The following is an 18606-nucleotide window of genomic DNA, read 5'->3' as shown; positions in this document are numbered from 1 at the left end:
GGTGTGACATCCCCGCCGTCTCGACCGTAGAGGATCAGTGCGACCGGCCATCCTGCGTGTGGGGAGGACACCCTCGTCGTCATGCGTCTGGACCGGTTGGCCGGTCCCTGCCGGATGCGTTGCGCACCGTGCAGGCCCTGGCTGATCGGGGGATCGGCTTGCAGGCGTTGGACGTGGACCTGGACACCTCCACGGCCTCGGGACGGCTGATGCTGAACATGCTGTTGATGCTGGCCGAGTGGGAACGGGATCTGCTGCGTGAGCGCACCTTCGAGGGCGTGGCCCGGGCCCGTGCGGCCGGACGGCGTCCGGGGCCGAAGCCGAAGTTGGATGAGGAGAAGACCGCCGCGGTCCGGGCCGCGGTGGCCGGAGGGCAGCCCGTGGCTGCTGTGACACACTCGTTCGGAGTCTCTCGGCCCACGATCTACAAGGCACTTGACACCACCAAGGCCGGCCAGCCCTGAACGGCCCGCGCCCTGTGGATGTCCGCGGTTCGGGTCGGTTCTTCCCCGTAGGGTGAGACCCGTCGCGATGTCCTTCTTTAAGGGCCGCGACAGTGAGTGAGCCGCCTGTTCTCCCGTTCTAGTGTGGGCGCCCCCGCCCTTGTCTTGATCGATATAGGGGGCGCGGGCATTTCACTTCCGCCCGGGCCGCGCGCGGCCACCCGGTAGCCCCCACCCTTGCTCAGACCGGGGTAGCAGTGCAACTACCGCAGTACCGCATTCACGCTTGCGTTACTGCGGTAGTGCGGTCACTGTTCGGGGTGCTGGGCTTGATGGCCTGGATGATCAGCTGGGACATGGGTACCCCGGCCTCGACGCTGTGCCGGCGCAGGTGCTTGTGCAGGCGTTCGGGCAGGCGGATGGAGGTGGCCTTGATGGGCTCGGTGGCGGCCTGTGCGTGGGCGGCGTAGGCCAGGGTCATGTCCGGGCCGTCGGTCGGAGTGGCCGGGGCGGGTGTGCGACGGCCGCGGGCGGCGCCGGGGGTGGGCTTGGTGCTCACGGGCGGCTTATCTCCTGGATCTCCTCGGCGACCTGGATCCAGGGGCCGAGCGCGGTGCGGGTGGGGTAGGTGCCGTGGGTGTGCTTGAAGCTCTCGCGGGTGGGGATCGTGGTCGCCAGCTGCGGGACGTTCTCGGCGGCCAGCAGGTCCACGACCTAGCTGTCCAGGACGTCGCGGGTTGTCTCAGACGCCCAGGTGAGGTCCGCGGGGCCGGCTGCTGCCGGAGGGTACGCGGCTGCGGCATGGGCCAGGTGCGCTTCGGCGGCAGTGTCTGAGCCTGCCGGCGCGGTATCGGCGGCGGGTCGGTAGGTGATGGCGGAGATATGGGTGAGGTCAGGGCTTTGCATGGGTGGTGTCCTGGGATCGGGTCGGTCCTGATGGGCCCACTGTACCGGCCGGCGCGTTTGTGCACTGGGCTGGGTGGGGTGGACGCGCAGCGTGTCATGGCGGCGGCCGGGGGGAGCGTGCGGCGGAGGCCGCCGCCCGCGCACCCAGGCGATTCTGGGCGCACGGCAGCGGGGCCGGAATCCCTTGGTAAGGATTCCGGCCCCGCTCCCCCGGTACTTTCTAGCGGCGGTTGAATGACGCCGGGTAGGAGGTGCTGGGCTTTTTGGCCGCTTCGGGAACTGTTCCCAACTTCAGCAGCTGCATCAGCAGCAGTGCCAGCCGGTGGGTGGGGTCCTCCTCCAGTCCTTGGGCGATGTATGCGGCGGCAAGGGAGGACTGTCCCTTGTACCAGCGGAGCCAGCCAAGGAAGCAGAACACGGGGGTCCGCGTATCGCTCGGTGCAAAGGTCAGCAGGTGCATCAGCAAGTCCTCGGTGGCCTCCACACGGGACCAGTCCGGCCGTCCCTCGAACCGTCCGATCATCACCTGCATGTAGGTCGTCGGGTCCTCGGTGGGGCAGATAGCGTCGGCGAAGATGCGGTCCCGGATGGGCTTGCACTGCAAGGCTGCCAGCAGTTCCACGGCTTCGGGTTCCTCCGGTGTGGTGCCCAGTGCCTCGTGCCATGCCCGGCGGGCCTCGCGCATGTCCGGGTGATCGAAGTCCAGTCCATCAATCATCGGATACCGGGCGGCCGTTTCCCAGATGTCCGCGTGGGTGCTCTCGCTGCCGGTAAAGGCCGGAACGGTTGCCCGGTCGGCCCGCTTCACCGAACCGCGGTAGACCAGTTCCGCGTTCACGGCGCTGTCCCGGATGCTGCTCAGCGGCTGCATCCGGCAGCACGCCGGGTCCTCGCAGAAGTACGTGGTCCACCCTGCATCGGTGATCAGCCAGCCGCCCCGCAGGCTCAGGCCTGCTTTTTCGGCCTCGGTGCTGATTGCCTTTGCGTAGTCGCTGTATGGCTTGGCTCCGGGGGCCGGGTCCGCGGCAGGTTCGTTGGTGTAAACCAACATCAGGAATCCGGTCGCGCCCTCGTCCGAGAGCAGATAGTGGGTGACCGTCTGCGCGTAGTCGGTCGGGTTGACTGACTCGTCCGGAATGTCCATCCGCAGTGAAGCGTTAACCTTGGCGCCCTGCAGGGAGATGAAGCCAAACGATTCGCGCGGCTCGAAGCCGAGGGAGTGCGGGAAGTAGGCGAGCATATCGGCAGCAGTGCTGACGGTGATGTGGTCGTTCACGGTGTGCTCCTCATGGTTGCGGTGTGGGTTCGGGGCCTGTGGTGAGGCCGGCAGTTGGCCCCTCCCCCGACGCTTCTATGTCTGTCAAGCGGCTGGAATCGGGTGCGGACCAAGTTGTCTGCCGATGGTGGGGCGGCTTAGGTGACCGGCCAGCGTCCCCTCACCCCCGTTGTTTTGGCTGCTGGCGAAGCTTGCGGAGCTGTGGCCGACGGAGGCCTGTCTACCCGCAGGGCAAGGGGCGGGAAATTCCCGGAGGAAGTCAGCGACGAAGGAGCGCCGCAGGGAATTTCGTGTGCCGCAGGCCCTGACGAAGGAGGGGCTTGACGGGCCCGAGCGGACACGTAGAATCCCTTGGGACAGCAGCCAAAATAAGAAAAGTGCTTTACAGCCCGAGCGAAGCGAGGACCATTACACAGCGTCCAGCGCTGTGCGCCGCGAGATGTCGCTGTCGCTGGCAATCGCTGCCAAGGGGATCTCGTCCTCGACGTTCAGACGAAGGTATGACCATCGCTTTGCGACCACATCGGTGGGGACGGGTCCTTTGTCCTGGACGCTGCGCCGGTCGTCCGCCTCTATGCCCTGACGTTCTCGCCGAGATGGCGGTATATAGTGCCGCGGGACACCCCGCACGTTTCGGCGATCTGCTGCACGGTGTACGTCTTTTCGTCGTACATGGCTCGTGCCTGACGGGCTTTGGTCGGTGTCATCTTGAACCGACCGCCGCCCTTGCGGCCTCGGGCTCTGGCCGCTGCCAGGCCGTCCTTTGTGCGTTCGACGATGAGGTCGTGTTCGAACTCCGCGATCGCGGCGAGCATGTGGAAGAACAATCGGCCACCAGGCGTGGTCGTGTCGATGCCCTGGGAGAGGGCTTTCAAGCCGATGCCCCGCTTTTCAAGTCCGTCGACGACTTCCTTGAGGTTCCGCACCGACCGGCCGAGCCGGTCGAGTTTGGTGACGACGAGGGTGTCGCCGGCGCGCAGGTAGTCGAGTGCATCCTCGAGAGCCGGCCGTTTCGCCAGGACTCCGGCGGCGTGTTCGATGAAGACCTTCTCGCACCCGGCGGCCTCGAGCGCGTCGGTCTGACCGTCGAGATTCTGCTCCCGGGTGGACACGCGTGCATAACCAACAGCCGGCATGCCGGGAACTGTACCGCCAAGGTGCGTGACAGGACATAGCTCTCGGACACGGCTCATGGAACACGACACACCGTTCTGGTGTGGCTTTCGCGGTAAATGGCGGCCTTTTCACGGCGCTATTTGTCGCATAGCCTCAGCTGAATCGCAACGGGGGCAGTGCTCAGTAGAGGATCGGCTTACGGAGAAGGGGTATAGCTGGGGTCCGCCGGCCGGCCCGCCAAACGCTCATCGATAACACTGCGTACATGGGGCCATTCCTCGCGCAGAACAGAATAAATGACTGTGTCACGCCAACTGCCATCCGCACGCCGTTGGACATGTCTGAGCACGCCTTCTTCTTGGGCGCCGATCCGCTCAATCGCCGCCCGCGACCGAACGTTTAGTACGTCGGCCTGCAACCGGATCCGCTCAAATCCATGGGTAAAGGCCGTATTTAGCAGGAGCCGCTTGGCGTCAGCGTTCACCCCGCTGCCCCAAACGTCTGGGGAATAAGCCGTCCAGCCGATGTGCGCAGACTCATTTTTCAAGTCGAAATCGCCGAGCGTGGTGGTTCCAATAACCCTGTCGTCCAATGAACGCAGACACACGGCGTACACGTTGCCTTGTTGCCAGGGCAGCCATTGCCTCAGAAACTCCGACCACTGCGCGAAGTCCTCGCGATAAGCCCCCATACCTCCACCCCAGCCGCCAGCGAATATCTCGGGTCTTCCGATAGCTGTGAATAGAGCCGGGAGGTCTTTCTCGATCAGCTCGCGAAGAACGACGACGGTGCCTTCAAGGCGCGCCTGAGGATCGGGACGGGAAGCAGCCATGCTTCTCATCATGTCAGCTGGGGATGCCCTTAGGGCGAGGAACGCTTGTGCAGACGACTTCTGACATTCGTGCAGCCGACTTCTGAAACTGACAGAACGATGCTGCCAATCCCGGCGTGTTCCGTCTCATGACCCTTGTCCGCTATCTATGTATCGGAGGCGGCGTTTGCGTTACATTTAGGCGTGGCTTTAATCGGGTACGCGCGTGTATCAACCAGGGACCAGAACCCCGAAGGACAAACGGACGTTCTCGAAGCTGCCGGATGCGAGAAAATCTTCGTTGAACACGCCTCTGGTGTCCTCGCCCGCCGGCCGGCGCTTGACCAGGTGCTTGAGTACGTCCGGGACGGCGATACCTTGGTCGTCACAAAGCTGGACCGGCTGGGTCGCTCGGTGCGTAACCTCAAACAGGTTGCAGAGGAACTGCAGCAGCGCGGGATCGGCCTGCGTGCACTGTCGCAAGGAATCGACACGACGACACCCGGCGGACGCCTCTTCTTCCACATGCTCGCCGCCATCGCCGAGTTCGAGCACGACTTGATCGTCGAACGAACCCATGATGGCCTCGCCGCCGCCCGCGCACGCGGACGCAAAGGCGGACCCAAATTCAAGATGACCGCGACCAAGATCTCGCAGGCACGGGCGATGTACGACTCGAAGGAACACACAGTGCAGGAAATCGCGGACACCTTCGGGGTTTCCCGGCCCACGATCTACCGTCACCTGCAGGCGCCGTCCGCCGGGCCAGCGCGGTAAGTAAGGGAACGTGCGGTGCTGCGGGCTAAGTTCACAGCCGAAGACCGCGCCATCCTGCTGCGCCGGCATCTGGACGAAGGCATCCCGCTCACCCGCCTGGCTGCCGAGTCAGGTATCCCGATCCGCACCATCCGCAACTGGCTGTCCAAGTACCGGAGTGGTGGCAAAGTCACGAGCCTGGAGCGTCAGCCCCGGTCCGACCGGGGCAAGCGTGGGATTCCGCAGGAGCTCATGGCCGCAGTCGAAGGACTTGCTTTGCGCCGCCCCGCACCAACAGCTGCATTTATCCACCGCAGGATCACCGACATTGCCTCCGCCCGCGGTATCCCAGCCCCGAGCTATTCGACAGTCCGGGCACTCGTGGCTGGCATCGATCCGGGCCTCAGAACGCTCGCACAGAAAGGCAACACCGCTTATAGGGACACCTTCGAGCTGGTCTACCGGCGCAACGCCAGCCGCCCCAACGAACAATGGCAAGCCGACCACACCCTCCTCGACATCGAAATCCTCGATCCCAAAGGCCGCGGTGCGCGGCCTTGGCTCACGATCATGCTCGATGACTACTCCCGCGCCGTTGCCGGCTACACAGTATTCCTCGGGGCACCCAGCGCCGAGCAAACCGCGCTGGCGCTTCACCAAGCCGTCCGGCGCAAGGAGAACCGGTCCTGGCCTGTCATGGGGCTACCGGACCTGCTCTACAGCGATCACGGCGCCGACTTCACCTCCGCCCGTCTCGATCGCGTCTGCCTCGACACCCACATTCAACTCATCCATTCCCAGATAGGAGTACCCCAAGGACGCGGGAAGATCGAGCGGTTCTATGGGACGGTCACAACCGAGCTCCTGCCGCACCTTCCCGGGTACATCCCGCACGGCACGCGCGGCCGACCAATCAGTCCACCCGAGCTGACACTGCAGCAACTCGATACCATCCTGGAGACATTCATCCTGACCGAGTACAACCAGCGCCCGCACTCTTCCACCAGTGAATCCCCGGTGCAGCGGTGGGCCGCCTCGGCATTCATTCCCCGAATGCCTGCTCATCCTGAAGACCTGGACCTGCTGCTGTTGACCGTGGCCACGGGCCGGAAGGTGCAGCGCGACGGGATCCAGTTCGCTTCCACCCGCTATGTTTCTCCCGTGCTGGCGGCATATGTTGGCGAACAGGTGACGGTCCGCTACGACCCACGGGATATTGGAGAGATACGCGTCTACTTCAACGAAGCCTTCCTCTGCCGTGCAATCGCACCGGAGCTGGCAGCCGAAGCGATCTCCCTCGAACAGCTACGCGGCGCCAGAACAGACAGAAGACGCGACCTCAAACAGCAACTGCGCGACAGGCGAAGCCTTGCCGATGCCCTGCCTCGCGATACCCGCTACGTCCCGCCAGAGCCAAACACAACTCCTGCCCCAAGCGAGGAAACACCTGCGGCCGAACCTCTGCGGCGACACGGGCTGCGTGTGTATGAAGCCGATTAACTTCGGCAAGCCGAGCCTCCTCGCCGGAAAAGACGACGGCCGCAGGTTTCTCCTTGGTGCGCTCGGTGAGGTCAACAGCAGCGCCCCACCACCGCCCCCGGACCAGCCCTCATTCCTCGTCACCCGAGAGCACCGGCGATTCATGGAATTCGCCAACACTGTTCGCGCCCATCGCTATATCGGGCTGTGCTGGGGACCCCCAGGGGTCGGCAAAACGCTCTCCGCTCGACACTACGCAGCCGTGAACGAATGGGAGGACTGGCAGGCCGCCCTTACTGAGAAGCCTGAACCTGTCCCAGACAGAGTTCTCGAAGCACGGACAGCGTTTTTCACTCCCACCGTCGCCGCAACCGTACGGCAAATCGACCTGGGTCTGCCGAGCGCATGCCAGCAAATCTCCTACGCGGTCGACTACGCCGAACATGGAGTCGTTGATCCTTACGTTCATACCGAGTCCCGCTCCAGCGGCCGAACGGAGCTGCTAATCATCGATGAGGCCGACCGGCTCAAGGCAACCGGACTGGAACAAGTGAGGGACTACTACGACCGCCACACCATGGGCCTGATCCTAATAGGCATGCCGGGCATCGAGAAGCGTCTCGCTCGCTACCCCCAGCTATACAGCCGCATAGGATTCGCCCACGAATACCGACCACTCAGTCCAGATGAAGTCACCGCCGTCCTCACCCAACGCATTCCGGCCAGCTCAGACAATCCCGAAAAAAGCCTTGCCCACTCAACCGCCGTCGCAACCATCGTGCGAATCACCGCTGGAAACTTCCGTCTCATCGACAGACTCCTCACCCAAGTGCGCCGGATCCAAACGCTCAACAACGTTGAAACACTTACACCCGAGGTCGTGGACGCAGCAAGGGAGACTCTTCTCATCGGCCATTAAGCGGTGCAGATTCAATGCCAAATAGCTTTGCGATTCACAGACTTTTTCGGAGGCTTGCCGAACACCGGTCAGAAACGGTCGTTTTAGACCTGATGAAAGAACAGGGGCCAAGCAAGGTCATCACCGTCGGTTCGAACGGCTCGAACCCAGCCAACGTCTTCCCACAAGCTATCCGCGGCGGAAAAGGCAATCATTGTTTGACCCGCGTACCGATTAACCATCAGTGCCTGTCAATGGCCATTACGTTCTGCCCATGGGCGGCCAGTTGATGTGCCCGCTGGTGGCCAGTAAAACTGCCCGGTTATGGCCAACAGATCTGCCCACTGATTCGTTTCGGCGGGGTCGGCCATCGTTGGGTTGGTCAGTTCAAGCGGGTCACTCCTTTTCCGGCGAGGGCCTGGGTAAGACGGACGGAATCGCCGCTGGTCTGGCAGACGTGGGCGTGGTGCAGCAGTCGGTCAACGGTGGCGGTGGCGAGGGTTTTGGGCATGAGCTCATCGAACCCGGCGGGGTGGAGGTTGGAGCTGATCGCGACGGAGCGTTTTTCGTAGGCTGCGTCCACGACCCGGTAGAGGCCTTCGGCGGCGTCCGTGGCCACGGGCAACAGACCAATATCATCGATGACCACGAGCTCGGCGCGCAGGATCCGGGCAACGGCCCGGGTGACGCTGTCATCGGTTCGGTGGGCGCGGATGAGGACGCCGAGGTCCTCGAGCCTGAACCAAGCGACCCGCATTCCGGCTTCGACGGCCTGCTGGCCGAGGGCTTCGAGGAAGAACGTCTTCCCCGTCCCCGAGGGCCCGCAGACGACCAAGTTTTCCCTGCGGGTGATCCATTCCAGGGTCCGCAGTGCCTGCTGGGTCGGGCCCGGGATGGAGGACGCTGCAGGGTCCCACGCCTCGAAGGTCTTCCCGGTCGGGAACCCGGCTGCTTTGCGGCGGGAAGCGAGCATGGACCGGGCCCGGCCGGCGGCTTCCTCCGTGAAGAGGGCCTTGATGACCTCGGCCGGTTCCCACCGCTGGGCGCGGGCGGTCGCGATCAGGTCCGGGGCCAGCGCCCGGGCGTGGGGCATTTTCAGGGACCGCATCAGGGCCTCCAGGTCCGCCGGTAGCGGCGGAGCCACGGTATTGGTCGTGGTGACGGGGCTCATCGGGCCTCCTCCGGCGTGGTGATGGTTGCGGGGTTGCCGATCGCGGCCCACGCCCCTGTTCCTTGGGTGAGGGAGGTGGCTTCGTTGGCGGCGTGGGTGGTAGTGCGGCGGATGTTGGCGTTCAAGATCGAGGCGAGGTCCGGGTGCGCGAACCGGCCGTGCAGGGCGGCGTCGCCCAGGGCCCGGTCGACCTGATCAGTGCCGGCGATTTTGGCCAGCGTAACGGCTTCGGCCATTTTCACGTTCATCCTTGCGGTCCCGGCCGCGGCGGCCTCGACGAGCCAGGTTCTGGCGCCTTCGCCGATGGCCAGGAACGCGGCCTCGTCCGCGCTGCGGGCCCTCACCTCGTAGTCGCCGGGGAGCTTCGCCCGGGTTCCGGGGAAGTGTTCGTCGTTGATGGCGGGGCTGCCGGGCCGTGCCCGTTCGTGGCGGGCGACTTCGACGGGCCCGGTCGTGCCGTGGTGGACGATGATGACCTGCTCGCCGGGCCCGGTGCCGTGGGTGCGGACGAACACCCGGGCTCCGAGCAGGTGGGCCGGGACGGAGTACTGGGCGTTTTCGAAGGTGACCATTGGGGTGTTCTCCGGAACGCCGCGGGCCAGGCCGAACGCGACCGTGTGGGCGGTGTCCGGGATCCGGTGCAGCCGCGGGGCTTCCTCGGCGAGCATGGCCGCGGGTTTCCGCCGCGTCGTCCGGTGCTCACGGTGATTGACCTCGTCCATGAACGCCGTGCAGGCGGCCTCGAGCTCGGCGAAGGTGCGGTAGTCATCGCGGAGGTTGGTGTCTTTGGGCACGAGGTCGGCCTTGGCGAGTTTCACGGACGCTTCGACTCCGCCTTTGGTGGCCGGGTCCGCCGGTTGGCAGGTCAGCACGGTCACCCCGTAGTGCCGGGCGAAGTCCAGGGTCTGCTGGTTGCGCACCGGGACCCCGGCGACGTGGGCGGTGGTGACGGTCTTCTCGTTGTCCGTGAGGACATAGGTCGGCGCCCCTCCGAGGATCCGGAAGCACCGGTCCAGGGCCGCGAACACGCTCGGCGCGGTCCTGTCCCTGAGCGGGATCACGATGCGGAAGCGTGAGAACGCCAGCCAGGCCACGAAAAGGATGGTCTTCACCCCGCCGATCCGGGGCCCGTCGCCGAAGTCGTACTGCAACCACATCCCCGGTTCTGTGATCCACGGCCGGTGGACGCGGGTGTGGCCCAGCCGCCACGCGGCTTTGACCTGCGCGATCGCCCGGCGGGTAGACCGTTCCGAACCGGTGTAGCCCAGAGCGAGGAGCTTTTCGTGGGCCTTGTCGGCCCGGATCCGGCCCTTGGAGGCTTCGATCCATTCCTCGATCTTGGGCAGGAACGCGTCGGTGACCCGGCCGCGGGCCGCGGGTTCCCCGATCGGCCGGCCCGCGTCACGGGCGGTGACGTGTTTAGCAACGGTGTGGTGCGAGCAGCCCGTGAGCTCCGCGGTGGCGCGCAACGATCCGGTCAGATCGTAGGCAGCAAGAATTTCCATGATTTCTCCGTCAGACTTCATACAGGGCCTCTTCCTGGTTCGCTTTTGGTGCGCTTAGACACCGTCATCAAACCGCAGGGAGAGGCCCCCACCGCTTAAAGACGCGGCAGGAACAAGTAAGGAAGTGGGCAGATCTCATGGCCACCGGCGGGCAGTTCTGCTGGCCGCCAGCGGGCACTTTCGTGGCCGCCTATGGGCAGTTTTTCATGGCCGCTAACAAGTGCCACTGCTTCTGGGCCCCGACGCTTGCCGCGCTTATCACTGCGGACCACCACAAGATCAACGCAGACGTAAACCCCTGGGGGTAGTTCTTCGTAAGGTGCGCGGAGACGGTACTGAGGATAAATTCTGATCCGAGCTACCTCTTCGCCCTCTTCAAAGAAACTGAATTCCTCTTTGGAGTCACGAAGCGCAGCGTCCTTCCATTCGCCCCAGCCAAGCGCACCACGATCGAACTGTGCGGCTTCTCGTAGCTCAAGCATTAGCTGTCCTTCAACCTACGGCCACCGGGAAGCTTCTCTCCCCACGCTGGGTACATCTCGCCTTGGTTGTGTTCAGCTTCCCGCCGCAGGGTTTCCGCTTCGATGGCTTTCGCAACGAAATGGGCCCAGGTGTTATCCCCCTCGACGTAGCTGGTCGCCTTGTAGGCCGCTTTGGCACGATTGCGAATAGCGGTGGGGATGCTTACGGTCATGGGCGCCGTCTCGACGTCCTTGACCTCTTCCTTCTTCGCGGCCGACTCTTGCCGGCGGCCCGGCAGCATCCGGGCTAGCGGTGCATCGGCTGTGGGGTGTGCTGTTGTCGGGCGAGGCGGTAGGCCGAGTACTGGACGGCTGGAGCTTTGGGCGGCACTCATGCGCTGACCTCCTGTGATTCCGTGGCGGCTACGCGCCGCGTTACTTCCATGGCGACGGCATGCAGGTCTTCAGCCACGCTGGATGCAGATTTTGGTCCTGCATGGGTGGCTTTGGCTTCTCCACGGAGAACCTCCCACCATTTGGGAGCCTTGCTGAGTTCCCGTTCGAGTTCGTGCGCCAGTAGCCCACGTTCCCTGCAGGCTTGGGCGGTGGCTTCTGCGTGACGGATGGTCATTGGGAACAGCACTTCGTCGGTGCCAAAGTCGGCGATGAGGTGATCGCGGGTGACCTTGTGGACCTGTTTTGAGTTGGTTCCGGTTCCCACCAGGACAACACCCAGGAGATCCAGTGAGGGGTTGAGCCCCACCACGCTGTCCATGCGTGCTGCCACCGCGGCAACACCTTTACGGCTGGACATATCCGTCTTCAGCGGCACCAGCGCATACCGTGCAGCTGCGACGGCCGCCGCCTGCAAAGGCTCGTTGCCGGGCGGGCAATCAAGAAGGACGAGATCGTACTCCCCCGCTACGGCTGCAAGCATCTTTGCCAGGGCCAAGTGGGCTGCATCGCGGTCCTTCTGGGCTTTCGCCCCGAGAAATGCTGCCGCATCATCGAGTTCAGGGCCGCCGGCGATGACATCCAAGTTGGGTCTGATACTCGTCAGCAAGGTCGGCTCGGCGCCGAAGCAGAGGGCGGCGGCCAAGCTCCTGCCGCCATCTCCTTGCTCGGAATAGCCCAGGTCCTCCGCGAGGTTGCCCTGGGGATCGAGATCCACGAGGAGCACGCGTGAGCCAGCCTCCGCGAGGAGTCCACCTACATTGGCTACAAGACTGGTCTTGAAGACTCCGCCTTTGCCGTTGATTACCGCGATGACCCTGCTGAGTGCGCCGCGGTCCAGATCGTGTTTCATCGAACCTTCCTTTCACAAGTGATCCCAGCGTAAACAGCGTTACTTGTTTCACTTGTGAAGCTGGCTTGCGTGTCTTTACTTTTTTCACAAGTCAAAAAAGTAAAACTTATGTTGCAAGTTTCACTTTTGAAGCAAGTTCCGCTTGCTTTGCTGTATACGCTTCATTCGCAAGCGAACGACCAGCATGAGGAAGCCCTGTAGGTAATGCCCGGAAAAATGCGTGCCGGCACCCGGGCATCGCTGCAGCCCGGTTCGTCATCTATGCGACGTTCCAGATCGCAGCATCCCCAGGAGGCAGCCAATACTCCTCCCGTTCCTGGTCGTACAGTGCACCTTCATCAACCTCAACCATCCGGAAACGGTCCAAGTATGCGTGCCAGCGGGCACGTTCGAACCGGTTACGGCTTATGTGGGCCTGGTAGTCCTCCAACACGCCCAGCCTTGCCGCCAGATTGGTGAGATTAACTGTCGTTCTCTTCCAGTGACCGTGGTCGCGGTAAATCATGCCCAGGGCCTCCATCTCAGTCAGCGCGGTCGATACGGCGTTGCGGCTGATGCTCGTGAAGCGGACAATCTCCGCGGTGGTGGGGGAGTGCCTAGCTCGTTCGATGGATTCGTAGACAAGGGCAGCCACGTCTCCCAGGCTTCGGAACACGGGCCGAACGGCATGGATGCGTCCTTTGCGCCACGTCAGCTCCCTCGCTAGTTGCTGAAGGTGCCTAGGCAACTGAATGAGGTAGACGTCTGCTGTCTTGTAGCGAGCATCCGCGACTTTGGTCAGAATTCCATCGGAGGCCTGGGCCAGAGCGGGAAGTAGGCGAGCAATGGTGACATGGTGCTTTCCCAGCGCGACCGCAAGCGTACGACAGCCGACATCGAGAAGATCCGTTTCTTTCGCCCTCATGTAGCCCAGCAGGCCGCGGATCAAGAGGCGGAGGCTGAGTCCTTCGCGGCCCCTCGCTGCCAAGCGGCGGTCCAGGACGGCGTACAGGACATTTTCCAAGTCGTTCACGAGTTGGTGGATTGACGCGGAGCTGCGGTTGAGTGCCCCCCCTGTGGGTTGAGTAGGGCTTGTGTTGTTAATAAGGGCATTGATTTTCCCAGTTTCACGGGACTTACGTTTTTGGGTGCTGCCGGCGTTGGTGAACGCCTGGGCGTTGGCCCATTCGCTGGAAAGGAGCCGCGCTTGTTTGGCTTGCGTGCCGTAGAGGGCTGCCAGGCCCGGGAACTGGCCGGTGAGTTCGTTCCGTACGTCTTCCAGGGTCCAACCGCACGCAGCGAAGTGGTTCAACACACCCATGCGGGCCTCTGAGGCGCTGGCGTACTTGGCCGTGTCGTAAATGCCAGTGCGTGCAATACGGCGCAGTGGGCTTTCGCTGCGGCCAGCGACGGGCAGCTGTCCAGCAGTGGTCCGTACTGTTGCTGCTTTGGATTGGCGTTTTTGGATGGCCTTGTTGCGGGCCAGCTCCGGGGCCAGTGCGGCGCGCAATGCTGCAATGGCACGCGCTGAGTTGCGGACGCGGAGGGTGGCGTAGGCCTGGGATAGGGGAGTAATGAGGGTTTGGTGGCCGCCAGCCTTGTGCCTTGAGCCCGGGACGCGGATGCAGCCGTCGGTGATGTTCTGGTGGGGGCTCGGGTCCAGGCTTGCGGCGAGAAGGCCGAGGGCTTCGACAAGCTCGCGGGCTTTGGCGGCGGTGAGGCGTTGTTGAAGGGGAATGTAGATGTGCCTGCCGCCGCTGGGGGAGAAGTCCTCCACGTAGCTGATGTTCGCTTCACCCAGGAGCTTCCTGAGCCGGGCTGCGTCTGAGTCCACGACGCTCTTCAGTGCCTTGGATGTATCCAGGTCGATGCAGAGAGTGGCTACGGAACCGTCCGTACCGTGGATCATGACTGCTGCGGGGTGCTCGGGCAGAGACGTCGTAATGGTGGGCGGAGTTGCCGGCCGGGGGTATTGGAACCTGGTGCCCATCCATCGGCCTAGGCGGTAGGACGCTTGCCCGGCGATCAGGGGTGCAAGGATCCACGCCTGCTGAGGGCTAGGTTGGCCCGCGACACCCTTATGTGCGTGCGTTGACGCGGAATTGACTTCCGGTACCATAGACAGCAGTTACTCCTTCGGGGGAACGACAAAATCCACCCACTGGGTGGGTGTTGGACAAAAGTTCAGATCGACATCCCGCCAAGAACGAGATCTGAACTAAATACTTAACGAAGGCCCGCCATGTGCGGGCCTTCAGTTATTAACTGGCCTTCGGTATAGGCAATGTCTCCTGATTGCGCAGTTCTTCAAGGTCAATGGAATCTATATGCCTGGCAACCAGCGGTGTCAGGTAATCAACTGCGTTCGTGCCAAGAATTTCCATAATGGCCCGCAGCTTTTCGGCCCGCGCAAGATCGGGCTTGACCACGAACGTGTGCCGGGGCCCCTTGGACGGGCGGCCACCCTGAGCAAGCTTCTGAATTGCCATAGTGCTATCTAAGCGGTTTTGATAAACGAAACCCTGCACGTCGCCGCGGCGTGTCGCTCTTTTTGAAAGAGTCATCGCATGGGGTGTGACTGGCCCAGCAAGCTCGTGACAGATTCCGGATGGCATGATTCCAATATGTCATAAAACCCGGAATTTTGGGATTTGGGACCCTTAGGGTTAGTTCTTCCACGCTCTTCGGACTATGGCTTCCACGGACTCGCCGGCAGGATCAGTTGCAGGATTGGCAGCCATGGCATCCCGGAACAAGGTCCTGGTCGCTCTCAAAGACCGAAAGTAGCGTCCCTGGCGGTCGATACGCCACCGCGAGACTCCCAAGTAGGCGGCAGCCGCCCGCCGCTCCATGCCAGCTGCCAGGCACACCTTCACTGCCTCGTAGATGACGCGATAGGCAGCCTCGTGCTCCCGCGGTACTTCCGATAAGACGCTTTTTACTGCTTCCTGCGCTCGTTGGGGGGTAGTCATGTCTCCCGGCCTTCCTAATCGAGTGAGAGGGCGGATCCCAGCTCGGTCTTCACTTTTCTGTTCCTGCGTGCGTAAGCAAAAAGCGCGAGCCCCACAACCACGAGGGCAGTGGAGGCGTAGGAGATGAGCATGTACAGGTAGACCACATTCCCGCTACCAAACCACTCGACAGGGTACGCACCGGCGCGCAAGAGGGAGAGGGCGAAACCACCGGCGATCATGCCTGAAGCCGCCCGGCCTGTCCGGAGAGGGTTCTTCTTGGAGTCAAGGTACGCCGGCCGCACCAGGGGAAGGACAACGTAGGCCACGTAGAACAGCACCAGCCAGGTGTTGATGCGAACGCTGGGCTGTGTGGCGAAGTCCAGCATCTGGGGGGATGAATACGGGGCGTCTGTGGCCACGACAGTCCACAGCAGGCCAACGGAGACGAGGCCCAACACAACGGTTCCGGGAGCACCCACTGTCCACCGACGGGCAAAGGGGGATCCGTAGGCGACACTAAGGTGCCCGCCCAGAAAGGCGACGGCTACCAGTGCGCAGTACTTGGAGATGAGGTCGGTAGCGTTGGTTATCGGCATTATCGAATCCAGCGCGTAGTACACGGGCGGTATCAGCAGCAGATAAGCGGTGGTGAGAAAGATGCCCGACAAAGCGATTCTGCTCGCCTTTCCCCGCAAGGCGTGCTCAAACCCGGATGCGGGTGTATTTATGCGCTTGAACGTAAGACTGCCCAAAAGGATGAGCATGAGCGTCACCGGGACGACACCTAGTGGATTCATCCCAGAAGCTCCGTCATCTTTTCCGCATACTCCTGGGCTTCCTTACGTTGTTTGACGCGCCGCTGCAGCAGGTTTATGCGGCCGGAGATTAGCTCGACAAGTGCATCGTCCGTGATTTCAAGCAGCTCGTCCTCCCTGGCGCGTGGTTGCCAGCCTGCCTCGGCCGGAAGCACGAGGCCGACAACCACCAGACCTGATGCGAAGGAAGTGCCTGCTGCTCTGGAGGCTGCTACCGCAAGCGGTGGGGTCAGCTTGTTTTCGGTGAGCTGCGTGAAGATGTATGTCAGGGCCATGCCAGTCTCCTCTGCCATGCGGTGCCTGATGTCGCCGGAGTCGATGGCGTCAATCCATGCCCGATTGGATCCCTCGTGCGGGAAGTCTATGAGCGGAATATGTTTCCGCAGATCCCGCGGGTAGTACTTCTTCGAGGTGCGGAACTGTAGCTCGGCCATCAGGTCTGCGTGGTGGACCTGGCTTAGCACTTCTGCCGGCGTGGGCTCAATCCGTCTGGTGTACATGTCCCTGTACGGGTCAAAGGCGGCAAGGGACTCCAGCACATTCGCTCCGGACGCGCGCGCCACGGCAACGACCGTCGATTCTGCAACGTTTCCACGACGCAGTTGGTTGCCCAAAGTGCCTCGGTGCAGCCCCGTCAGAGCGCTCAGAGCGGCAGGGGAAGTGCTGATGGACTGAGCGTCCAGCCAGCTCTTGAACTCTGAGGCTGAGACAGGCACAAACACTCCTTGGATGGGGCAAACACGACAAGACGCGCACGATTGATTCTGCTAGAATGATCCCAATAGTTAAGCATTCGCAAATACTTAACCGTTGGTTTCAAATCCATCCTAGCCTTACGGCTGAGTTTAGCCGGGATGGTTTTTCCGTCCGGGGACAGGCCCCGGAATAGCCCAGGGGAGGGGCGACATGCGCGTCACTATGCGGTGCAGGGGCGGGACTGACCTGTTTATCGGCTGCTGGTTTCGCACCGACAGAATCAGGCGGTCTTCCTAATGGGTGTCGCTGCTGCTGGGGCAGCAACAGCCGTTGCAGGTAAGGCGTTTCGAAAAGTCGTTGTTCCTGTTGCCGCCGCTACCGCCCTCGCCCTGGGCTTCGTTGTTGTGGTTCTTGACGATGGCGGAACACCGGCTCAGGCCGCTTCTGCCTGTGTGGCACCTGGCACGTCAGATGTATCCGCAGCATCAGCGGTCCCCGGCAGCACAGTGGCCGGGTTCGATGGTGAGCAGATGAAGAACGCGGCCGCGATCATGAAGGCTGCAGCGGATCTGAAGCTGCCCGTGGCCGCACAGCTGATCGGTGTTCAGGCTGCCATTGGTGAGTCCACGCTGCGGGTCATCGATTTCGGTGACGGTGCTGGCCCGGACTCACGCGGGCTGTTCCAGCAGCGGGCAAACGGTTCGTGGGGTTCCTACGAGGACCGCATGGACCCCCACACCAGCGCTACAAACTTCTTCAAGGCTCTCCAGAACGTTCAGGGGTGGGAAACCCTTGAACCGACCATTGCTATCCACCGCACGCAGCGGAACGCGGATCCACACCACTACACCCGGTTCCGGGAACAGGCCACGCAGATCGTCAAGGCACTCGGCGGGGAATCGGCTTCCCTGGTGGACCCGTCCGGGGTATGCCCCGGTGAGGGAAATCAGGTTGTCGGTGACATCGCCGGGAAGTGGGTCAAGCCCCTGCAGAAGGCTGTCATGACCAGCGGGTACGGCCCGCGGCCGGCTCCTCCCGGTACGGCCGGGGGAGTGCTGGCCAACTTCCACTACGGAATCGACTTCTCCACTCCTGGCCAAGCCGGGGCGATTGTGGCGATCACGGATCTGAAGATCGTGAAGATCAGAAACCTTGAAGGCCAGTTCGGAACCGGCGTCACAGGCCAAACCCTGGACGGGAAGCTGACCATCGGGATGTACCACATGGAGGCCGGCTCTCTAAAGGTCAAAGAAGGCGACACCGTTGCCGCGGGAACCCCCCTCGGGACTGAAGGTGCGACCGGCAACGTCTTCGGTCGGCACCTGCATATGGAGTTTTACGCCGGGGCCCTGCCTAATCCGATGATCCCGGTCAACGCCACCATCGACCCCACACCGATCCTCAAAGAGAAAGGCATCCTGTGATGCGCAGAACCGCACTCGCCCTGCCCCTGCTGGCCACCGCAGTCCTGCTGACGGCCTGCGCCGGGAGCCCGACCGCACACACAACCACCACCGCGGCCGCGCCGGCCCCGACCAGCACGGCCGAGGCTGAGGCGAACTCAGCCGGCGACGGCCACGAGCATGACGAGGCCTCCGAGCACTACCACGGCCCTAACGTCACCTGGGATGCCGCCGCCGAAGCGAAGGTCAAAGAGACCGCCGCGAAGGCCATGGCACTGTTCGGCCGGCCTGCAGTGGAGGAGACGACGTGGTTCAAGGATCTGGAACCGATGCTCGCGACCGAGTACAAGGAAGACGCCCGCTACATCGATCCGGCCCGCGTTCCGTTCTCCACCGTCACGGACGGTCCCGCGATCAGCCGGGAAGCGCAAAACCCCATGACGGTTACAGCATCCTTCGACACCAACGCCGGGCCGTGGACGATGATGCTCCACCGCATCGGCCAGGACGATCCCTGGCTCGTCACCTCCATCAGCCCGGTGACTCCCCAATGAGCACGCCCACCGCCGGCGCTGACGACTTCGGCACAGCACCGCTGTTCACCGACCCGCTCACCGGCCCCCAACGGCGC

General features: G+C 63.0%; 21 protein-coding genes. 6 read left to right on the top strand and 15 right to left on the bottom strand.

Going from position 1 to position 18606, the window contains the following annotated elements; translation table 11 throughout:
* The first annotated feature begins 56 nt into the window (after window positions 1–56).
* A complete protein-coding gene (locus tag J2X98_RS18015) occupies window positions 57–464 on the top strand; it encodes a recombinase family protein (RefSeq protein WP_306971304.1) in 408 nt (135 codons plus the stop codon).
* A gap of 259 nt (window positions 465–723) precedes the next feature.
* On the opposite strand, the gene J2X98_RS18010 is transcribed toward J2X98_RS18015, so the two are convergent.
* From J2X98_RS18010 to J2X98_RS17985, 6 genes are all read right to left on the bottom strand, one after another.
* On the bottom strand, window positions 724–1002 hold the full coding sequence (locus J2X98_RS18010) for a hypothetical protein (RefSeq protein ID WP_306971305.1): 279 nt from the start codon (window positions 1000–1002) through the stop codon (window positions 724–726).
* Window positions 999–1154, bottom strand: a complete 156-nt coding sequence (locus tag J2X98_RS18005; RefSeq protein WP_306971306.1) for a hypothetical protein — start codon at window positions 1152–1154, stop codon at window positions 999–1001. Before J2X98_RS18005 ends, J2X98_RS18010 begins: the two co-directional genes overlap by 4 nt.
* 3 nt (window positions 1155–1157) lie before the next feature.
* On the bottom strand, window positions 1158–1349 hold the full coding sequence (locus tag J2X98_RS18000) for a hypothetical protein (RefSeq protein WP_306971307.1): 192 nt from the start codon (window positions 1347–1349) through the stop codon (window positions 1158–1160).
* A 220-nt stretch (window positions 1350–1569) separates the two neighbouring features.
* Window positions 1570–2625 carry a DUF4192 domain-containing protein gene (locus J2X98_RS17995; RefSeq protein WP_306971308.1) on the bottom strand — a complete coding sequence of 352 codons (1056 nt, stop codon included), beginning with the start codon at window positions 2623–2625 and terminating at the stop codon, window positions 1570–1572.
* Between the two features lie 572 nt (window positions 2626–3197).
* Window positions 3198–3761: a recombinase family protein gene (locus J2X98_RS17990; RefSeq protein WP_306971313.1), complete on the bottom strand. Its 564-nt coding sequence runs from the start codon at window positions 3759–3761 to the stop codon at window positions 3198–3200.
* A 176-nt stretch (window positions 3762–3937) separates the two neighbouring features.
* Entirely contained in the window at window positions 3938–4573 is a 636-nt protein-coding gene (locus J2X98_RS17985; RefSeq protein ID WP_306971309.1) for a GNAT family N-acetyltransferase, read from the bottom strand.
* A 183-nt stretch (window positions 4574–4756) separates the two neighbouring features.
* Here J2X98_RS17985 and J2X98_RS17980 point away from each other — a divergent pair, with 183 nt between their 5' ends.
* The 3 genes from J2X98_RS17980 to J2X98_RS17970 are packed head-to-tail and all read left to right on the top strand — an operon-like array spanning window position 4757 to window position 7706.
* Window positions 4757–5329 (top strand): recombinase family protein, encoded by a 573-nt coding sequence (locus J2X98_RS17980; RefSeq protein ID WP_306971310.1) that lies wholly within the window; start codon window positions 4757–4759, stop codon window positions 5327–5329.
* A gap of 15 nt (window positions 5330–5344) precedes the next feature.
* Window positions 5345–6808 (top strand): Mu transposase C-terminal domain-containing protein, encoded by a 1464-nt coding sequence (locus tag J2X98_RS17975; protein WP_306971311.1) that lies wholly within the window; start codon window positions 5345–5347, stop codon window positions 6806–6808.
* The gene (locus tag J2X98_RS17970; RefSeq protein WP_306971312.1) at window positions 6795–7706 is read left to right on the top strand and encodes an AAA family ATPase; all 912 of its coding nucleotides are present in this window, start codon (window positions 6795–6797) and stop codon (window positions 7704–7706) included. The genes J2X98_RS17975 and J2X98_RS17970 overlap by 14 nt, the downstream gene beginning before the upstream one ends.
* A 361-nt stretch (window positions 7707–8067) precedes the next feature.
* Here J2X98_RS17970 and istB read toward each other — a convergent pair whose 3' ends face one another.
* From istB to J2X98_RS17925, 9 genes are all read right to left on the bottom strand, one after another.
* Window positions 8068–8856, bottom strand: coding sequence for an IS21-like element helper ATPase IstB (istB, locus tag J2X98_RS17965; protein WP_237428195.1), 789 nt, complete (start codon window positions 8854–8856; stop codon window positions 8068–8070).
* Window positions 8853–10382 (bottom strand): IS21 family transposase, encoded by a 1530-nt coding sequence (istA, locus tag J2X98_RS17960; protein ID WP_237428196.1) that lies wholly within the window; start codon window positions 10380–10382, stop codon window positions 8853–8855. Before istA ends, istB begins: the two co-directional genes overlap by 4 nt.
* A 74-nt stretch (window positions 10383–10456) precedes the next feature.
* Window positions 10457–10843 (bottom strand): hypothetical protein, encoded by a 387-nt coding sequence (locus tag J2X98_RS17955; RefSeq protein WP_307310909.1) that lies wholly within the window; start codon window positions 10841–10843, stop codon window positions 10457–10459.
* Window positions 10843–11217, bottom strand: coding sequence for a ParB family protein (locus tag J2X98_RS17950; protein WP_306971342.1), 375 nt, complete (start codon window positions 11215–11217; stop codon window positions 10843–10845). The genes J2X98_RS17955 and J2X98_RS17950 overlap by 1 nt, the downstream gene beginning before the upstream one ends.
* Window positions 11214–12128, bottom strand: coding sequence for a ParA family protein (locus tag J2X98_RS17945; RefSeq protein WP_306971343.1), 915 nt, complete (start codon window positions 12126–12128; stop codon window positions 11214–11216). The genes J2X98_RS17950 and J2X98_RS17945 overlap by 4 nt, the downstream gene beginning before the upstream one ends.
* Before the next feature lie 259 nt (window positions 12129–12387).
* The gene (locus J2X98_RS17940) at window positions 12388–14097 is read right to left on the bottom strand and encodes a hypothetical protein (RefSeq protein ID WP_306971344.1); all 1710 of its coding nucleotides are present in this window, start codon (window positions 14095–14097) and stop codon (window positions 12388–12390) included.
* Between the two features lie 271 nt (window positions 14098–14368).
* The gene (locus tag J2X98_RS17935) at window positions 14369–14671 is read right to left on the bottom strand and encodes a hypothetical protein (protein WP_253033878.1); all 303 of its coding nucleotides are present in this window, start codon (window positions 14669–14671) and stop codon (window positions 14369–14371) included.
* A gap of 422 nt (window positions 14672–15093) precedes the next feature.
* The gene (locus tag J2X98_RS17930; protein ID WP_306971346.1) at window positions 15094–15657 is read right to left on the bottom strand and encodes a hypothetical protein; all 564 of its coding nucleotides are present in this window, start codon (window positions 15655–15657) and stop codon (window positions 15094–15096) included.
* 197 nt (window positions 15658–15854) lie between these two features.
* Entirely contained in the window at window positions 15855–16592 is a 738-nt protein-coding gene (locus J2X98_RS17925; RefSeq protein WP_306971347.1) for a hypothetical protein, read from the bottom strand.
* Window positions 16593–16868: 276 nt separating this feature from the next.
* Here J2X98_RS17925 and J2X98_RS17920 point away from each other — a divergent pair, with 276 nt between their 5' ends.
* Both J2X98_RS17920 and J2X98_RS17915 read left to right on the top strand, forming a co-directional pair.
* Window positions 16869–17996 carry a M23 family metallopeptidase gene (locus J2X98_RS17920; RefSeq protein ID WP_306971348.1) on the top strand — a complete coding sequence of 376 codons (1128 nt, stop codon included), beginning with the start codon at window positions 16869–16871 and terminating at the stop codon, window positions 17994–17996.
* Window positions 17996–18529: a hypothetical protein gene (locus J2X98_RS17915; protein ID WP_306971349.1), complete on the top strand. Its 534-nt coding sequence runs from the start codon at window positions 17996–17998 to the stop codon at window positions 18527–18529. The genes J2X98_RS17920 and J2X98_RS17915 overlap by 1 nt, the downstream gene beginning before the upstream one ends.
* The last annotated feature ends 77 nt before the right edge of the window (window positions 18530–18606 follow it).

The sequence above is a fragment of the Pseudarthrobacter enclensis genome (genome assembly GCF_030811655.1).
GTDB classification, from domain to species: Bacteria; Actinomycetota; Actinomycetes; order Actinomycetales; family Micrococcaceae; genus Arthrobacter; species Arthrobacter enclensis_A.
This window is presented reverse-complemented; position numbering and strand designations above follow the sequence as displayed.

Bases quoted from the DNA above. Each gene is read 5' to 3' on its own strand.
- J2X98_RS18000 (WP_306971307.1), bottom strand. From the start codon at position 1,349: ATGCAAAGCCCTGACCTCACCCATATCTCCGCCATCACCTACCGACCC.
- J2X98_RS17990 (WP_306971313.1), bottom strand. From the start codon at position 3,761: ATGCCGGCTGTTGGTTATGCACGCGTGTCCACCCGGGAGCAGAATCTC.
- J2X98_RS17985 (WP_306971309.1), bottom strand. From the start codon at position 4,573: ATGGCTGCTTCCCGTCCCGATCCTCAGGCGCGCCTTGAAGGCACCGTC.
- J2X98_RS17970 (WP_306971312.1), top strand. From the start codon at position 6,795: ATGAAGCCGATTAACTTCGGCAAGCCGAGCCTCCTCGCCGGAAAAGAC.
- istB (WP_237428195.1), bottom strand. From the start codon at position 8,856: ATGAGCCCCGTCACCACGACCAATACCGTGGCTCCGCCGCTACCGGCG.
- istA (WP_237428196.1), bottom strand. From the start codon at position 10,382: ATGAAGTCTGACGGAGAAATCATGGAAATTCTTGCTGCCTACGATCTG.
- J2X98_RS17955 (WP_307310909.1), bottom strand. From the start codon at position 10,843: ATGCTTGAGCTACGAGAAGCCGCACAGTTCGATCGTGGTGCGCTTGGC.
- J2X98_RS17950 (WP_306971342.1), bottom strand. From the start codon at position 11,217: ATGAGTGCCGCCCAAAGCTCCAGCCGTCCAGTACTCGGCCTACCGCCT.
- J2X98_RS17945 (WP_306971343.1), bottom strand. From the start codon at position 12,128: ATGAAACACGATCTGGACCGCGGCGCACTCAGCAGGGTCATCGCGGTA.
- J2X98_RS17940 (WP_306971344.1), bottom strand. From the start codon at position 14,097: ATGGGCACCAGGTTCCAATACCCCCGGCCGGCAACTCCGCCCACCATT.
- J2X98_RS17935 (WP_253033878.1), bottom strand. From the start codon at position 14,671: ATGACTCTTTCAAAAAGAGCGACACGCCGCGGCGACGTGCAGGGTTTC.
- J2X98_RS17930 (WP_306971346.1), bottom strand. From the start codon at position 15,657: ATGCCGATAACCAACGCTACCGACCTCATCTCCAAGTACTGCGCACTG.
- J2X98_RS17920 (WP_306971348.1), top strand. From the start codon at position 16,869: ATGGGTGTCGCTGCTGCTGGGGCAGCAACAGCCGTTGCAGGTAAGGCG.
- J2X98_RS17915 (WP_306971349.1), top strand. From the start codon at position 17,996: ATGCGCAGAACCGCACTCGCCCTGCCCCTGCTGGCCACCGCAGTCCTG.